15 protein-coding genes and 1 pseudogene are annotated in these 17,199 nt (G+C 61.1%); 10 read left to right on the top strand and 6 right to left on the bottom strand.

Going from position 1 to position 17,199, the window contains the following annotated elements:
* The first annotated feature begins 337 nt into the window (after positions 1-337).
* Positions 338-505, top strand: a complete 168-nt coding sequence (locus tag E3T47_RS16160; protein ID WP_206751326.1) for a hypothetical protein — start codon at positions 338-340, stop codon at positions 503-505.
* A gap of 545 nt (positions 506-1,050) precedes the next feature.
* On the opposite strand, the gene E3T47_RS03650 is transcribed toward E3T47_RS16160, so the two are convergent.
* The 3 genes from E3T47_RS03650 to E3T47_RS03640 all read right to left on the bottom strand — a co-directional run bounded on the left by E3T47_RS03650 (position 1,051) and on the right by E3T47_RS03640 (position 3,949).
* Positions 1,051-2,085 (bottom strand): NAD(P)-dependent alcohol dehydrogenase, encoded by a 1,035-nt coding sequence (locus E3T47_RS03650; RefSeq protein WP_198416580.1) that lies wholly within the window; start codon positions 2,083-2,085, stop codon positions 1,051-1,053.
* The gene (locus E3T47_RS03645) at positions 2,082-2,822 is read right to left on the bottom strand and encodes an iron-sulfur cluster assembly protein (RefSeq protein WP_241981911.1); all 741 of its coding nucleotides are present in this window, start codon (positions 2,820-2,822) and stop codon (positions 2,082-2,084) included. The genes E3T47_RS03650 and E3T47_RS03645 overlap by 4 nt, the downstream gene beginning before the upstream one ends.
* A gap of 83 nt (positions 2,823-2,905) precedes the next feature.
* A complete protein-coding gene (locus E3T47_RS03640; RefSeq protein WP_134554406.1) occupies positions 2,906-3,949 on the bottom strand; it encodes an amidohydrolase family protein in 1,044 nt (347 codons plus the stop codon).
* A 161-nt stretch (positions 3,950-4,110) separates the two neighbouring features.
* On the opposite strand from E3T47_RS03640, the gene E3T47_RS03635 reads away from it, so the two are divergent.
* The 6 genes from E3T47_RS03635 (at position 4,111) to E3T47_RS03610 (ending at position 11,147) form a co-directional block, all read left to right on the top strand.
* Positions 4,111-5,580, top strand: coding sequence for an AAA-type ATPase lid domain-containing protein (locus tag E3T47_RS03635; protein WP_174844631.1), 1,470 nt, complete (start codon positions 4,111-4,113; stop codon positions 5,578-5,580).
* A 903-nt stretch (positions 5,581-6,483) separates the two neighbouring features.
* A complete protein-coding gene (locus tag E3T47_RS03630; protein WP_134554404.1) occupies positions 6,484-7,086 on the top strand; it encodes a DoxX family protein in 603 nt (200 codons plus the stop codon).
* Between the two features lie 324 nt (positions 7,087-7,410).
* Positions 7,411-7,701, top strand: a complete 291-nt coding sequence (locus tag E3T47_RS03625) for a DUF427 domain-containing protein (protein WP_134554402.1) — start codon at positions 7,411-7,413, stop codon at positions 7,699-7,701.
* 413 nt (positions 7,702-8,114) lie between these two features.
* On the top strand, positions 8,115-8,720 hold the full coding sequence (locus E3T47_RS16740; protein ID WP_134554400.1) for an IclR family transcriptional regulator domain-containing protein: 606 nt from the start codon (positions 8,115-8,117) through the stop codon (positions 8,718-8,720).
* Positions 8,717-9,295, top strand: coding sequence for a beta-class carbonic anhydrase (locus tag E3T47_RS03615; RefSeq protein WP_134554398.1), 579 nt, complete (start codon positions 8,717-8,719; stop codon positions 9,293-9,295). The genes E3T47_RS16740 and E3T47_RS03615 overlap by 4 nt, the downstream gene beginning before the upstream one ends.
* 1,279 nt (positions 9,296-10,574) lie before the next feature.
* Entirely contained in the window at positions 10,575-11,147 is a 573-nt protein-coding gene (locus E3T47_RS03610; protein ID WP_134554397.1) for a hypothetical protein, read from the top strand.
* Positions 11,148-11,344: 197 nt separating this feature from the next.
* Here the strand turns inward: E3T47_RS03610 and E3T47_RS03605 are convergent, their stop codons facing one another.
* Entirely contained in the window at positions 11,345-11,731 is a 387-nt protein-coding gene (locus tag E3T47_RS03605; RefSeq protein ID WP_241981909.1) for a VOC family protein, read from the bottom strand.
* A gap of 73 nt (positions 11,732-11,804) precedes the next feature.
* Between E3T47_RS03605 and E3T47_RS03600 the strand changes: the two are divergent.
* A pseudogene (locus tag E3T47_RS03600) lies at positions 11,805-12,194 on the top strand (hypothetical protein); the annotation flags it as partial.
* Positions 12,195-12,207: 13 nt separating this feature from the next.
* Here the strand turns inward: E3T47_RS03600 and E3T47_RS03595 are convergent.
* Positions 12,208-13,740, bottom strand: coding sequence for a purine-cytosine permease family protein (locus E3T47_RS03595; protein ID WP_198416579.1), 1,533 nt, complete (start codon positions 13,738-13,740; stop codon positions 12,208-12,210).
* A 168-nt stretch (positions 13,741-13,908) separates the two neighbouring features.
* Positions 13,909-14,811 carry a LysR family transcriptional regulator gene (locus E3T47_RS03590; RefSeq protein ID WP_134554395.1) on the bottom strand — a complete coding sequence of 301 codons (903 nt, stop codon included), beginning with the start codon at positions 14,809-14,811 and terminating at the stop codon, positions 13,909-13,911.
* 72 nt (positions 14,812-14,883) lie between these two features.
* On the opposite strand from E3T47_RS03590, the gene hisD reads away from it, so the two are divergent.
* Positions 14,884-16,245 (top strand): histidinol dehydrogenase, encoded by a 1,362-nt coding sequence (hisD, locus tag E3T47_RS03585; RefSeq protein ID WP_134554393.1) that lies wholly within the window; start codon positions 14,884-14,886, stop codon positions 16,243-16,245.
* Between the two features lie 10 nt (positions 16,246-16,255).
* A complete protein-coding gene (locus E3T47_RS03580; RefSeq protein WP_134554391.1) occupies positions 16,256-17,083 on the top strand; it encodes a nitrilase-related carbon-nitrogen hydrolase in 828 nt (275 codons plus the stop codon).
* Positions 17,084-17,199: the final 116 nt, after the last annotated feature.

Here is a 17,199-nt window from a genome sequence, read left to right as displayed (position 1 = left end):
CATCGGCTGGATCATCATGGTCGATTAGCGAAAGCACCGCCGGCCGCCAGCTCATCCACCGTCGAGCGATCCAAGCGTCGCCCCGACAGGATAGGCGACAGCGACAAGAATCACGCTTAGTCCGCGTTGGAAGCTTCATTGCCGCCCGCCGTTTCATTGGGGAACCCTCTGCGAAACGAACTCATCTTGGGAGTGATGGACTTGATTAACGCCAGAATTAAGCGCCGCCGCGTGTTGCGCCACGAGTCCCTCTTAGACCGCAGGGATGGACACTGCGGCATGAACTGGCAGCATTTTTAAAAATGCGATCGCGACCGATGGGGTATACCGTCACGATATGAAACCGTCACTCGCGCCCAAGCTCGTCGGCGGCCTGTTCATTGTTATGGGCGTAGTTCTTCGGGTCACCGTGGATGGCAACCTAGTGCAGATACCAACAGTCCTGGCCTTGACCCCGGAGAGTGGCTACGGGTCAAGCGGCGAGTTGGATTTCTGCTGCCTGTGAGAAGTAAGGCACCGACTTCACCCGCTGATGCGAATTCGAGGGGCCGTTCGGTGACGTCGATGCGGACGATGGAGCAGGGCGCACGGGCATGCGTGCTAATCGCGATGCTAGCCGCGTTGGCGAGCTCGATCTGCTGAATTCCTCGTGCACGCGGAGCATATCTTTGACCTCCGCGATTCAGCGGTGCCTGGTCGCCGATCTCATGCGTTCGTGGGATGGGTACGAGGCCTACCCGAAGTTTATGTACCGCTTCGTCGGGCTCGCCGAACGCAATACCTCGCTGTGTGACCATTACGTCGACCGAGCCGAGGCACTGCTCCAAGTCGCTGGAGCAGTGCCCGCGGACTCAACGTGTAGCAAATGACGGAGCGCCTTACCCGGCCACGCGGCTGGGAGAGCCTGGAGGCCGCTCTATCCGTGACAGCCGCCCATCTGGAAGATCTCGTTCCTTTTAAACGTGCAACCTGGCGTGCGACGGCCGATAGCGACTGCTCGCAATCACTTGACGATTGGGAGCGGCCGCGCTCGGTGCGGCGCAGCCAGTTTCAGGGGATGAGGATGGCGCGACCGCGCACTCGGCCAGCTCTGAGATCGTCGACCGCTTGCTGGAAGTCGTCGAGCGTGTAGGCCGTCGTATGCAGCGTGACCTGGCCTCGTGCGGCAAGCACCATCAGCTCGGTGAGATCGGTGTAGGTGCCCACGAGGTTGCCGATGAAATTGATCTCGCTCGAAATAATATCGATCGTTGGCACGTCGATGTTCTCGCCGTAGCCCACCACATAGTAGTTTCCGGCTTGGCGCAGCATCCGAATTCCCTCTGCCGTCGACCCGCCCTCGCCGACGAAGTCGATCACGGCCTCGGCTCCGACCCCATCGGTGAGTTCGAGAATGCGGTCGACGTGCGACCCATCGGCGATCACGCCGCGGTCGGCACCGAGTGACATCGCCAGTTCGAGTGCGGCCGGGTTGCGGTCGACGACGATCAGCTCCGACGCCGTGAGCGCCCGCAGCACCTGAATGCCGATGTGCCCGAGTCCGCCGGCTCCAATGATGACGCAGCGATCGGCAGGGCGCAGGTGTCGGGCAGCCTTGGCTGCGGCGTGGTAGGCGGTGAGCCCCGCGTCTGCGAGCGCCGCAACATCCGCCGGTTCGAGCGAATCGGCGATGCGCACGATACTGCGGGCCGAGGTCTTGAGGTACTCGGCGTAGCCACCGTGGGTGTCGATGCCCGGAAAGGCGCTCTGAGTGCAGTGCACGTCGTCACCGGATCGGCAGGCGCGGCAGAACCCGCAGGTGATGAGCGGATGTACGATCACCTTGTCACCGACTGCCAGGTTCGTCACCGCACTTCCGATCTCGTCTATCCATCCCGCATTCTCATGGCCAATCGTGTACGGGAGGGTAACCCCTGACTTTTGTTCCCATTGCCCCTCGAGGATGTGCAGGTCGGTGCGGCACACCCCCGCACCCCCGACCCTCACGATCACGTCGAACGGCCCGGTGATTTCAGGCTTTGGCACCTCGGTCATCTGGAGATTCTGGTGGTAGTCGACGACCTGAACGGCTCTCATGGTGCTCATGCGATCTTCCTTTTATGCGTGCGGATGAGTGAAGACAGGGGAAAGAAATTCTCCTGCGCCCGGGGTAGTTGGTCGGCCTCGGAGCCCGGATACCGCGTCGCGAGCAACCCCCGACAGAAATGTGCGTTGCCATCGATCGAGATACGGGTCGAGCGAGCCCGGCGAAGAGCGAGGGCAGCGGAGGCCGCAGGGCAGGGTGATCCACGGTCGTCGACGAGCACCGTTGCGAAGTCGACGGTGCTCAGGCCGATCGTGTCCCGCCGGCGCATGAGGGCGGCCTTCGCCGAGTCGTTGGGCAGGTCGCCCAACACCACGGCCGCGATAGCCTCCTCGGCGAGTTCGGGCCGAGTGCGCAGGAACGCGGTGAGCGCGCGTTCCATTGCCGCAGTGTGGGCCTTGCGCTGGAAGGTCGCCCGCAACTCATCGAGGCTACTCTCCGCCTCGTGCAGGAACGTTCCCTGGTAGCCGGCGTCCGCCGCCAGCCCGCGGTTGATGATGTCGGAGTCATGGTGGTCGTCGAGCTCGACCGTCACCACCCCGACATTGGGCAGTGCTGCTAGCACGTCTTTGGTGTCAGACGCCATCAGATAGGCGAAGTTCGGTGCGCAGAATGACGTGGGCAGACGCAGGTGAACCTCGACGCCCGCACCCGTCAGCGTCACCGAGCGCACGAATCCGAGGTCGGTGATGGGCTCGTCGAGCTCAGGATCTATGACCGAATCCAAAGCCCGCAGCACGTGGCTTTCCGTGAGCGGTTCCGGTGCCCGCTCAACTAAATGAAGAGTGGGCGCCGCTGCTCCCGGCATCGTCGTGGCAGCCATCACACTGTCTCAAGATCGGCCCGTTCGGGCTGGCGCGGCCCCGTCGCCCGCTCATTGGCATTGGGCAACTGCAGTTCAACCGGCACCGGAATGTCGTACATTTTTGCCGCGTTCAATCCAAGGATCTTGCGCTTCTGCTCGATCGTTATGGGAGCGTACTCCGTCATGTCCTCCGGGATCTGGAAGTCCACGAAGGCCTCGACCAGCCAGCGCGGGGTCCAGATCGCGTAGTCGGAGGAGAACTGAATGCGGTCTTCGCCAATCCAATAGAGCAGCTCCCCCATGATCTGAGCGAAGTAGCGCGGGCGTGTGTGCATGAACGGCATCGCTACCGCAAGTCCCCCGTGCACATTGGGTTCCTGCGTGGCTATCCAGCAGAAATCTTCGAGGCGGGGCAGGCCCACGTGCTCGACGATGAAATTGAGGTCGGTGAAGTCGGTCGCTGCGTGGTCGACATCGGCCACGTCGAAGGCATCGCGATCGAGTGGGCGAATGGTCGGACCCTTGTGCACGTGGATATTGCGGATGCCGAGCTCTCGACACAGCTCAAAGTAGCGGTATGTCCATGGGTCATTCAGTTTGTAGCCGCGGGAGTCGCCGTGCCACTCGGCGGTGTAGAGTTTGACGCCCTTCAAATTGAAGCGCTCAGCGTCAGCGCGCAGCTGGTCCAGGCCGGCCTCGCCGTTGCGTGGGTCGAAATTGTGATTGTAGGTGAGCCGCCCAGAGTTCGCCTGGGTGAGCGCGAACGCTTCTTCGGTCTGCCCGAAGCCGGTCTTGTAAAACTCGCCGAGGTGGGCAGGCTGGAAAATGGCGTGGTCGACGTAACCGTCGGTGAAAACATCCTTGATAAAACGCTCGCCGCCCTGATAGAGGTATTCCTCGTAGGGCCATTTCTCCGAAGCTGGGGACAGGTTGGCGTGGTAATCGTAGAAGCAGTCGATGAACTGCTTGCCGTGGATGTTGCGCTGATTCTCAGGGCGCGCGTCCCAGAGCGCAACGTGGGCGTCGACAATGAAGTAGCTCTCGCCATCCTTCTGATACATACCTGCTCCTTTGCTGTATGCGGGAATCGTGATTACCTACGTCACGTTAACGGATGCTTTCCGCAGCGGCGTGTCGGTGCCGTCTCATTCTGAGATGGGTCCCAGCAGCATGGTGGCGGGAACACCTAAGCTGTGCGTGACCGACTACCGCAAAGGTGCTGATGGACGCTCATGACCTACCCTCCCGTGCAGACGTGCATACCGCACCGATGGCGGCGATCTCCCCTCGCCTTCTCGCTTCGTGGCAGCGCAGCGAAGACTACGGTGTCTCCCTTGACGACGTCCGGCCTATGTTCTCGGGCACCTACGACGACGAGTCGCTGTTCGTCGAGTGTGGGCGTGAGGTCCTTAAAGAATTGCACGACACGCTCTCGTCCGAACCCATCGGACTCATGCTCACCGACGCCGACGGACTCGTGCTCAACCGACTCAGCGGAGATCGCCAGCTGCTACACGCGCTCGACGATGTTCACTTGGCTCCGGGGTTCTCGTACTCCGAGCGGCAAGCCGGCACCAACGGCCTCGGCCTCGCTCTCGCCGATCGAGTGCCGACCCTCGTTCGCGCGCAGGACCACTACACGCTGAGCCTGCGCTTGTACACCTGTGCAGCTGCCCCGGTCTTCGACCCGGTAAGCGGTCGACTTGAGGGGGCTGTGAATCTGACGACTTGGTCGGAGAAGGGCTCTGACCTGCTGCTCGCGCTAGCGCAGACGGCTGCCACGTCAACCGCGAACCTTATGCTCGCCCGATCGCAGGGTCACCACACGCGCCCGGTATCGCGCGGCCAGGTCTTCCGCATCGAGGGTCTGCGGGAGCAGTCGGGGAGCGCTCCACTACGCGATCTGTCGGACGCCTGGAACCAAGCTGTCTCCCGCACCGTCGAAGCCCTCACCGCGGGACGAATGGTTGCAGCGGTCGGTGAGCGCGGTTCGGGACGAGCTACGCTATTGGCCCAAGCCGTTCGGCAGGTGCATCCTCACGACCGGCTGTTTGCCGTACGTGCCCCAGCGCCGCGCGACACGGATTCGTGGTTCTCGGTCTGGACACCCGAGCTCAGCCACCCCAAAACCGGGTTCGTGCTGTGCGACGTCGATGATCTCTCCTCGCCGGCCGCCGAGCGCTTACGAGCTATGCTGGTCCGCGAGCGCACCGCAGACGCGACGGCCTGCCCGGTGTCCGCGGAGCATTTCGATGCCATCCCGCTTCCGCTGCGCACCCTGGTCGAAACCGTGGTGCAGGTTCCTCCGCTGCGTGAACGGCCTGCCGATATCCTGCCCCTTGCCAACCATCTAGCCTGGCGAGCACGCCGCCGCGAGGTCGATTTTACGACCGCCGCCTCACGCGCGCTCACCGACTATGCCTGGCCGGGAAACGTCGAGGAACTCGCGCAGACCGTCAGAGAGGCCGCGATACGCACCGACTTGGTCGACGTGCGCCACCTTCCGCCCGAGATACTTTCCCGCAGCGAACATCTTTCGCGCATCAAGGCGTTCGAGCGCGACGAGATCGTGCGCGTGCTTAGCAGACCCGGCGCCACCTCAGAAGGTGCAGCGGCCGAGCTGGGAATGAGCCGCGCCACTGTTTACCGCAAACTTGCACAGTACGGAATTCAACTGCCCCGCCGCGACTGACCAACATCCCTCGAGATGAGGCAACAAAATACTCAAACGCGCGCTATCTCTAGCCGCCTTCTGAGCCCTCGGCGGCTCCGTCTGGCGCAGGTCCTGCGAGGGCAAGGCGCCCGAGGCAAACGTCGCAACCAAGCCCTCGTCGCCCTCACACGCCGCGCTGCTACGTCTTCTTAGTCACGCTCCACGAGGTACCCCTTGCGAAATCAGGACCCCGTTCACGACTTGACGAAGAACATCGGGGGTATCCCCAGCAGACCGTCGTTTTCATGCACTTCATGACAGGCGTCAGAGTCTGACGCAGGCACCCCGCTCAAACCGAACTGCATCGGCGACTGATATCACCGTCACAGCCAACACTGCGGATCTCCCATGCACTGTTCTCCAGGGAATTCCCGGGACGAAACAGCCCGACTAAATGGCAACCCGCGACAGAGGTATGAGATTAAAAAGGTCTGCTGCTTCACCACCATCGGCAAGGTACTCTGCTCCGGTGCAGAATGAAATTCAGCGCTCGCAAGAAAGAGAACGAGGTTGGAGACTTCTTCAGGCTCTCCCAATCGATGCATGGCCGTGTTGCTCGGGTTCAGGCCCAGTCCCACAATCACCGGCGTCCTGATACCACCGGGGTGCACCCGATTTTGCACGCCAAGGATTTGCAGGGTACCCGAGGGGGCGGGACTGGCCAGCCTTCGGGCTGGCCGACGCGGGGATTCCCTCGCGCTCCCCGCCGGGACAACCCTAAAAGGGCACGGGCAGCGGCACGGAAATGGCGGCGCGGACACTACCTAGGGACGGTTCACGCCGCCTCTTCTGTCGGTGCGCGGGGGCAGCTAGCCTAGAAAGAAAGCGTTCTTCGCACCGGCGCCGGGCCCGGCGCCGCCGATGCACGTGGGAGGACAGATCATGGTGCACACATCCGCTACGTCCACAACGATTGCGCAAACGATTTTCCGAGTGGCGCTCGGATCGGTGCTCGTCGCGCACGGTTCCCAGAAGCTTTTCGGTTGGTTCGGCGGCGGCGGCGTCGCGGGGACAACCACGGCCATGAACGCGATGGGGTTCCGCCCCGCGAAGCAGAGCGCCGTGATGGCCGGAATCGGCGAAGCGGGCGCGGGCGCCGCCCTCGCCCTCGGGCTGGCGACGCCGGCTGCCGGCGCAGGGGCGGCGATCACGATGGGCGTCGCCGCGAGTGTAAACACCCCGAATGGTTTCTTTGCAACCGAGGGTGGTCTCGAATACCCGGCCCTGCTCGGCGTCGCTGCCGCGGCATTCGCGATGTCCGGTGCCGGACCGATCTCGCTCGATGGAGTGACCAGGCACCGTCTTGATCAGCCCTGGATGCGCGCTATTGCGTTGATCGTCATTCCCATCGTGATTGCCGTGCAAATCTATCGTCGCCGGAAAACGCTGGCAACGGATGCCGCCGCAAGTGCCGCCGAAAGCGGCCCTCAGACCGTGGCGAGCACCCCGGCGACCGAGTCCAGCAACCCGGGCACCAGACTGTAGTACGACCATGTTCCGCGCTTGCCGGGGTCTGGAATCCGGCGGCTGGCCGCGTGGGGCTACGGCCTCAGCGACGTCGAGGCCCTCGTCGTCGTGGGGTGGCTTGGTGCGACCGACCTGGGGTCATTGCTAGCCAGCGCCCCCAGGCCTCAATGTTTGAAAGTGCCAGCGACATCTGACTGAGCACTACGGCGCACAGCCGAGGTCATGCTCATGTTCTTGGGCGTGCGCCGTGTGTGTTCCTGGTTATAGAACCGAGCAGGGAAAGCCGCCTACACTTGGTGCAGTTGCGGGTCAGTCTCGCACACAACGCGCAGGGAGCAAGCCATGTATCAAGCAGTCTGGAATGATGTCGTGCTGGCAGAGTCGGATGAAACCATCCTGGTTGAAGGCAACCAGTACTTCCCGGCTGAGTCGCTCAATTCTGCATACTTCTCCCGCACATCGTTGACGTCGCAGTGCCCATGGAAAGGCTCTGCAAAGTACTACACGCTCATCGTCGACGGGCAGGAGAACGTGAATGCCGCCTGGTACTACCCCACCCCGACGCCGGCGGCAGAGAACATTCGGGACCATGTCGCGTTTGGCAATGGTGTCCGCGTCGTGAAAGTCCACTAAAACGGCGACCGTCGCGAGAATCCCTTCGGCGCCTTGTATCGCCGGATCATGGCGCGGACATAACGAAGCAGCACGCCTTGCGGTCAGGCACCGCCGGTGGGCTCGCTTAGTACCCGCCGCGGCGACCACTGGCGTTTCGCCACGGGCTGAGCCGTGTGGTGGCAAGAACTCCGACATCATCGCTACCAGTCCGTCAGGGAAGCGTCGCCGAGGCCACCACGACCAATCCGTAGTGCACTACAACGGGCGCGGCAGCGCAGCCGCAACTCTTTTCCACTCAAGGAACGGCGGCGCGGCCGCGAAAAGAGCCAGTGGCTCCCAGTCGCACCACGACTGGCTCTCTTCCGCACGATCAATGGCTCTGACCCGCAAGTTGTGGTGGCTCTTAAGGCATCAAATACTCACCAGTGAGCATGGCCTGTGCTTCAGCGGACGTGCTCGAGTCCTCCGCGAGACGAACAGCGGGCGAGAGGAACCCGTGGACACCGTGGACGCCGTGGTGCTCGAAGCGACCCTGGCCGAGGACCGCGCACGCGCTTCCGCCCCGCCTCAAGAAAAACGAACTACGCACCTGCTGCGTCGGCGTCCCCATTATGGACAGCAGCGGCCGCGTCGTCGCTGGCATGAGTGTCTCGACGCCGCGTGAGCGCTTCCTGGCTAGGATCGGCCGCCTCGGAGCGTGCGGGCGCGCCAAGGCCGACGAGATCTCCCGCACCTTGGCTACCACAAGCCCGAGTAACCACCACGGCCTGGGACCATGGCCTCGCGCGAGTACCGCCGAATCCACCCAAACCAGGGCGTGCAAAGCCCGACCAGATCACTCCAATCGGGCACCGCGGGCCTGCGTGCTTTGCATGTGCCCGTTACGCGGCTGGTCGAAATGGCGTGACCGGGCGGGGGCCCGTTTGATCATCGGAACATATCGAAATATATGTTTCGCTCGCAGGCTCGCTGAGTACGATCTACAAAAGTCGGCCAACCAAGGTCGCTTTTTCCGACTACGAAGGATGCATCCGTGACCGTGCTCGAGGAAATCAAAGCAGCTAATGACGTCTACGCCCAATCATTCGGTGAGAAGTCCACACTCGCACTGCCGCCAGCGCGCGGCTTCGCCATCCTCACCTGCATGGACGCCCGCCTCGATCCTGCCAAGTACGCGGGTTTGAGCGAGGGCGACGCGCACGTGATCCGCAACGCCGGCGGGCGCGCCTCTGACGATGCCATTCGCTCCCTCGTCATCTCATACAAGCTGCTGGGTACCAGAGAGTGGTTCGTCATTCACCACACCAACTGTGGAATGGAATTCTTCACCGACGACGTCATCCGGGGCCTCCTAGCAAACAGCTTGGACACAGCAGCCTTGGGAGAGGCAGGGTTCTACGACATCGGCACCGGCCCGGGCTCCGCCGAGGCGAAGTACATTGACTGGCTGACAATCTCAGATCAGGCGTCCAGCGTGCTGGAGGATGTCGAACGAATCAAAGCGCACCCGCTCATACCGCGAAACATCCCGATCCATGGCTATATTTACGACGTTGCATCCGGGCGCCTGATCGAGGTACCGGCGGCCACGGCAGCAGGATCGAAACAATAGCGGACGATATTGCCAACGCCACCATTTCAGGCATAGGAGTAGTGCACTCTGGTCGCTGGGTCTGACTCTGCTCCCAGTCAGAGTGCCGGTTACACGGCAAGGGTTTTTAGCCTAAGGAACGGTAAACACCCAGAGAGCTATCGGATCTAGCGGTGAGTCCGATTCTCAAGCCTCTCGTGAAAACTTAGCGAGGTACATCCATTCGCAATATCGCCAACCGGGCGGCGCTCCGAGTATCCTCAACCGTCAGCCTTATCGTGGGTACGCGCTCGATAACCTCTGGCATCGCGAGCGCCACGATCTTTGACTCGACCGGTTGGTGAGGCATTCCCCGAAGCACTCTCGCTTGGATCTCCATCTCGGATTCGTGGGCATATCGAGCGCTGTTAAGGTGAGCGTCTGCCACGACGGTTTTCACGATTCGGTCGAACTGCCGTTGCCGCTCTTCGCGCCTACCTCGGCCTTCGTGCTCCGCACGGCCGCTGCTACGTCGCGGCCGGTCAGCAGGTCGACCCGGCGCATTCGCTCTGCGACTATCTCGACAGCCCGGGCGTAGACGATGGTCTCGACCTCGATGACGTCGCTCGGCGACGCAAGGCAGAGGCCGGGTTCTACGCCCGCGCCGACGCCTCCTGATCCCAGGACTCTGCGCCTAAACGGATCCTACCGTCGGCAACGGCTGCGTGTGAGGGTAACGGTCAGCGCTATCACTCATGCGGGCGATTGGCCGGCTCGGCGGCAAGATTGCTGGCATCGTCCAGAGCCAGCAGAGACGGTGGGTCCGGGCGTGCACCCGACGCGCTGCAAATTTGCGTCAGGCGTCGAATACAGCCACGCGAGGTTTCCACTGAGTCAACGTGCCCAACAGTTGCCCCTTGCGCGCGGAGCACTTCGGTAGGAAAATCCTGGCAATCGGTGAAATTGTCACAGGGCGGTGATGAATTGGCTTCAAAGTCCATAAGGTCCAGGATGCTGAGGGGCAAGAGACCCAACGCCCTGCGTGGCTGCCCGGAATGCCACCTCGTGGCCGATGCCATTTCCGTGTGCACCTACGGGATTTGGGCGGCTTGACGTGTCGCGCCGCTCGCAAGACACAGGCTCTCGACTGGCGCAGGTCCTTGCCCTATCCTGCGTTGTACTTCTGGGCCTGACTGCTTGCGCCGGAGGAACCCCGAGCGCTCTTCGGGGTGTACTGAAAGCTGGCCTGCAAGAGGCCAGCTCCAGTTTCAGTGGCTACCTGGACGACTTCGCTGTAATTGCGCGAGAGACAGTAATCGCAGTGCCGTCAGGGCTCGACGATGCGGTGCGACAAGCAGACGATGCGGTTCGCGCCGGCACTACGCTCACCGACAATGAGCTGGCGCTTCTCGCGTCGGGTGAACGGTGGGTTGCGTTCTACAAGGAACTTGACAGAGTTCTTCAACTTGCCATCGGTTGGGAGATCGGAATGAACGATGACGCAGTGCGCCTCGCCAATTCCAGCCTGCTGAAAAACCCAAGTGACGACTTTCGGAATGTCGTCGTAGGTCTAGAGCAGAAGCTCCTCAAGGGGCTGATGTGCCAAGCCGCCCGGTCAGGACTAGATGACGCCGCTGAAGGGCAGGCGGCGGAGGCCACGCCGGCTTATGACGCGTTCGGGATGAATCGAGATGACGTCACGGGGTACATTATCAAAGACATCGATCCCTGGCCGGAGGCCTATGACGTTCTGGACTACGAGTGGCTTGCGAGTCAGTCAATCCAGCTCCACAACGGCTACGTCGACGGCGTGATGGACGTGATCGAGTCGCCGGATGGCTCTTTATCCGCAGCGAACCTCATCTATTTCCGCAGCTGTGTCGTGCGAAAGTGATTCGAACCGCGTTGGCACTACAAGTCTCGAGTCGCGTAAGGCGTCTCGCCTCGCCAGAGTCTTCCGTTGCTGTCAATTGGCACGGGGACGGCAACGCGTGTGCTCCGTGCGCACCCGCGACAAGTGTGATCGCAGCTGACTGACTTTCATGCCCCGGGTTTAGGGCCTTTTTCATAACCATTTTGAGAACGGGCAGCTCAATGGCGCCGACCGGGCCCGATGAGTGCCTTTTGCCCGACTTCTTTGCCCGCGGTCCTGCGTTGCTTCGAATCGTTGAACGCCTCTCGCCACGGCACGTCACCCTGGCCGATATCAGCGGATATTGCACCCAACTCCTTCAACCGCGCCACTAATTCCGTCTGATGAGCCAAGGAAGATGTGGCGAGATCCAGGTGCGCGCGGTACTTCACCGTTTCGAGATCTGGCACGGTGACGACATCAACGCAGACGGCGGTTGGATCCGGCAGGACCAATCCCGAGGGTTCAACGTTCGTCACACCCGGCGTCTCGCTGGACACGCCCCAACCGAGCGCATCCTTCCAAAACCGGCCGAGCGCCGAGTCATCCCAAGATTTGAAATTCACCTGAACTAGTCGAAGCGCCATAGCGCCGAGCCTATTCGTGGAAAACACCCGACACTAGATGCCGCCGGCGTAGACCCTTCCGCTTCCGACTTCAGTTGTGCCGCCGTTCTGGCATCGGCACCCCGAACTCGTTTGGGAACTCTCCGCCCTACACCTGCACTGGATCGGCGCCTACGACCCCGACCAGCACGGATCAGCCCCCTTCGGCTGGCATCGCGACTTCGCGGATGCCCGCCAACGCCTCCGAGACTGGGTGGCAGTATCGGGAACATGACTGGAACGCGAACGGCACACTCGGCACACTGCGTGGCCCGGAGAACCACCCGCCTGCACGGTCGAAGACGTGTTCATCGGCGACCGCGACGAAGACTTTGTGCAGTTCGTCGTGAAGAACGTTGCGAGGCGCCGCAAGGCCGAGGCGAAGTTTAACAATCTCACCTCGCCCTCTGGTTCAGCGGCCTAGCGTCCGGCCGCGCTCAGCTTTCCGACACTTTGGATCCTGCGCTGGCACCTAAGTGGAACGCGACGGCAGATTCGCCAAATTCTGCGCTATCTCGCGCGGCAACTTCTCGTTCGCGCGCGAAATCAATACTGCGAGCCAAAACCAGGTACACGATCGCCGACGCAGCAAGACCCACGAAGAGTGCGAGGTCAGCGCCCCCCAGTGACAGCGCGACCGGGCCGGTGTACCAAGTGGTTACTACGAACGGGATCATGGCGATAATTCCCACGAGGTAAGCCACGAGCCCCCGCCAACCCCACGATCCGTAGATACCATTTGGTATGAATATGTCTCGTATTGCATAGTTGCCGCGTCGCACGAAGTAATAGTCGACCAGGTTGACAGCAGTCCACGGCACAAGGACGTAAAGCAGAATGACGAGGAAGCTGCCGAAATTCGCCAGGAATTCGCCAGTACTTAAAAGCGATCCAATGTAGGCGGCAGCGGCGATAACAAGACATCCAAGAACGCGAAGCGCGCGAGTCGGCTTGATCGGCTTGATCGAATCGACGATCGTGATGAGTTCGAGTGATGCAGCGTAGATATTGACCGTGATGACGCTAATGAGCCCCGGCAAAGCTGCGAGTAGAAGCCAGAAACCGGCCCCCGGCAAAATCATGTCCGCGGCGTCGCGGACGCCGTCTAAGGGTGAAGCGCCCGCGAACGCCGCAGCAACAAGTGCGCCGAGTGCCATGAGCCATGCCGCCCCGACGAACACTCCTCCGTAGGTGTACGTGAGTGCTTTGGCGGGGCTAGTCTGCGGCGGAAGGTAGCGGGAGTAGTCCGATACGTAGGGGGCCCAGCCAAGTGCATAGGCCGCTGCTGCACTGAATTGAACCAGAAATGCTGTCCAATTGAAATCTGCGAAGGTGAATTGAGCAGGGTCGATTGGCACAACCGCTACGGCGGCGATCGTGAACAGACCGAAGGTAACCAAGAAGAGGAGCGTCAGCCATTTCTGGGTTGCGTGGATCCAGTGGTAGCCGAAGATCGCGAGAATTACGGCAAGACCGCCGATGAGCAGGTACCACAAACCGCTCGCATCCACACCGGTCGTCATCCTGATGATGTCCGCGCCGAGCATCTGGTTGAACATGTTGAATCCGACGAGACTGAACACGACAATCGCGCAGATCAAGATGACCCCCCGGTAGCCGAATTGGGCCCGGGACTGGATCATTTGCGGGAGGCCGAGCTGTGGGCCTTGGGCCGAGTGGAATGCGGTGAAAACGGTGCCGACCGCTACTCCCAACACAATGGCCAAGAGGGAGGTCGCCAACGTGGCCCCCAGCGCGGCACCGAGCATGCCCGTCGCGAGGGTTGTGATGTTCGCATTGGACATGAACCATAAGGGGAATAGTGTCCCTGGTTTGCCGCGGCGCTCGTTGAGCGGAACCCAATCGATCGATCGCGACTCAATGCGTTCCCCGCGGGATGAATCGACGTCCGACGGAATTGTGGTGCTCACAGCGTTCATTTGGTGCTCCTCAGTCGCGAGGTGCGCCATGGCTGGGATAGCCGCACGCGTCACATCTACGATCTACCTCAACGGTTGACGTAAGAGTAGTGAGGCATTAGCTATTGGTACAAGCAGGGAAGAACCTATAAAACTCATAGGCAAGGCCTATTGCGACCAAATTCAGGTCCTCAGAGTCATGGGAAGCGCCCCGATCGATCAGCTGGGCGGGGAAAGCATCATGGTCGTTGCCATGATGGCCAGCTTGGCAGTGACTGGTGAGAGCGTGGCATTCTGTCGGGTGATCAAGGCAATTGTGTCGAAAATGGGCTCGGCAAAGCCCACAGTCTGGACGTTCGCAGGAAAAATCGAATGGCGCGTCACGGCCTTGGAAACGATGGTGTCACCCACGCCGCGAGAAACGAGGCCGAGTGCCGAATCTATGTTTTCGACCTCAATCATCGGCTCCAAGCGCACTCCCGCCACTTGAGCGCGGGCAGCGAGTTGCCGCCTCGTCGGGTCGTTCCACCCGTAATAGGCGTCATAAAGGATAAGAGGGGCCTCATTGATAGCCTCCATTGTCATCGGGCACGCCGTGCGGCTGGGATCGGCGCTCGCCCACAGCACTTCATCTCTCATCAATGGTTTTACATCCAGATCGTGATCCGGTACGGGTAGGACGACGAGACCAGCCTCTAATTCGCCCGATCTGACTGCCTCGGCGACCTCGAAGGAGTTTTGACCGACGAGGCGCGTTCGAACCCCTGGGTGTTCCTGATGAAAGCGTTCGGCGAGGTCTGAGAGAAAATAAAATGGCGCATTTCTTAAAACCCCGAAGGATGCTACGCCGCCTTCGATTCCGCGAAGTGCTCGCAAGGCTTCGTCGGCACCATCCGCGCTCTCCACAACGCGTCTGGCCCACGGAAACAATTCCTCTCCCGCGGCTGTTAACACTAGCTTCCGGCCAGTGCGTACGAATAGTGCAAGTTCGTGCTCATCCTCGAGTTTCCGAACGAGTTCGGAAACTGTGGGTTGCGTCAACCCAAGCTCTTTTGCTGTTGCGGTGAATGAACCAACAGTGCCCGCCACAAGAAATGCCCGTAGCTGCGTGATAGTTGTCATAGCCAAAGCCTATGGGAGGACAAGGAAGGTGGGTTCTTGTCCTGTACTTCGAGATTCTTTTAGACTCTGAGCATGATCTTTTCTAAAGGCGCGTTGGACAAATTTGATGGAGCGTTTCATCGACTGAAAGTTCCGCTGGTTGATGCGCCCGCCGCGCAACGTGATCCGTCCGTTATCGCGACGGTATCGGCGATGCTGAGTGACATCGAGCTCAGGGGTATGGACGCTGTCCGCGACTACGCCACGAAACTCGACCGCTGGGACGGCCGCGAGATCGAACTGGATCGGGCGTCGATCGCCGCGGCAGGAAATCGCCTGACCCCACAACTGCGCACCGCTATCGAACTCGGAAGTTTGCGAACCCGCTCATTTGCACGGGAACAACGGTCTCGCCTGGTCGATTTCGAAACCCGACCCATCCCCGGACTGGTAACCGGAGTGCGCTACGTGCCGGTATCCCGGGTCGGGGCTTACCTGCCAGCGGGCCGCTTCCCGCTCACCGCGAGTGCCTTCATGACTATCGGAGTAGCAAAAGAGGCGGGAGTTCCTACCGTAATTGCATGCACGCCACCGCAACAGGACGGAACCGCCAACGACGCCGTTGCCTACGCGGCCTATCTTTCCGGCGTCGACCAGATGTTCGTTCTCGGAGGCGTGCAAGCCCTAGCGGCGATGGCGTTCGGATTACTCGGCGAACTACCCGTCGACATGCTCGTCGGCGCTGGTAACGCGTACGTTGCCGAGGCGAAGCGTCAGCTTTTCGGTACCGTCGCGATCGATCTGCTCGCTGGACCGTCTGAAGTGGCGGTGCTCGCAGACGAATCCGCAGATCCCGAAATAGTTGCCGCCGATTTGCTCGGGCAAGCTGAGCATGGCCCCACGTCTCCCGCTGCGCTGATCACAACTTCGGAGGAACTCGGTTTGGCGGTCATGCAGGCAGTCGACCGCCAGCTCGAAACGCTTGCGACCGCGTCTATCGCAGGGCCAGCGTGGCACAATTTTGGATCCGTTACGGTGGCCAATGATCGTGACGTAGCCATCGCGCTCATGGACGACCTAGCCCCAGAGCATCTCGAGATCATCACGACCGATGACGCCTACTACCATGATCACTTGCGCAACTATGGATCGCTATTCATCGGCGAGTGGAGCACGGTTGCCTACTCGGACAAAGGGATGGCGGGCACGAACCATGTTCTTCCGACCGCGGGAGGAGCCAAGCACAGCGCCGGCCTGTCTGCCGCACGATTCGTCAAACCTCTCACCTACCAGCGCGTCGAACGCGAATGCACACCGCTACTCGCGGAGGCTGTTCAAATCATTTCCGACTCCGAAGGTATGGCCGCGCACAGCGCTACGGCGACTATGCGCCTAGAGCGCTTCGAAGCCGCGCAGCACGGAATACGTACGGCAGACGCCGTTCAATCGGTCTAGGGAGCCCGTCATGGACGCTCCTAATACGCACGTCGCAGCTGACCGCACCACTCGGGTGCGGTGCCATGAACTCGCGCCAATAGCTGGGGACTTTCTTGCGAACGTGGCAATCATTGAGGCTGCCATCCTTGATGCGCAGCACTCGGGAGTTCAATTATTGGTCTTGCCCGAGCTAGCCACCAGCGGTTACTACCTCACAGCGGATGAAGCCAGAGCGTGTGCCATTTCAGCCGACGCGGCCCTGTTCAATCGCTGGGCCAGGATGCTGTCGCCCGACGCGGTCATAGTTGTCGGATTCGTAGAAACGGACGGCACAGCCCTCTATAACAGTGTCGCCGTTCTTACGGAGGCCGGCCCCCTGGCCGTCTATCGAAAGACCCATCTCTGGGATTCGGAGGTCGATCTATTTCTTGCTGGAACTGATCCTGCCCCGGTCGTGGATACCCCGCTGGGAAAACTGGGCATACTCATTTGTTACGATCTTGAGTTTCCCGAAATGCCCCGAAACCTCGCCTTACGTGGTGCAGAAATCATTGCTGTACCCACCAACTGGCCTTTAGTGCCGCGCCCTAACGGAGAACATCCACCCGAAGTTGTACAAGCAATGGCCGCCGCACGAGCCTCGAGCGTAGCCATAATTTGCTGCGACCGCAGCGGCGTGGAGCGCGGCAACGAGTGGACTCAGGGCACGGCGATCGTCGGACCCGATGGTTGGCGTCGAGGGTTGAAAGACGAAAATGGCGTCTTGGAATCGAGCGTCACGATTGGCGCCAGGCGTACGCAGATCGGACCGCGCAATAACGTCATGACGGATCGACGTCCAGAACTCTACTTCTGACCGTTACCCGCCGGAGCAACAGGGTTCCTCCGCTGGCAGGCGACCGAACACCTTCCGGTTTGGGCGCCTAGCGGACACGCCCGCGTGGTCACGATTTTCGCCTGCCTGCGAAGGCA

The sequence above is a fragment of the Cryobacterium ruanii genome, from assembly GCF_004404055.1.
GTDB classification, from domain to species: Bacteria; Actinomycetota; Actinomycetes; order Actinomycetales; family Microbacteriaceae; genus Cryobacterium; species Cryobacterium ruanii.
This window is presented reverse-complemented; position numbering and strand designations above follow the sequence as displayed.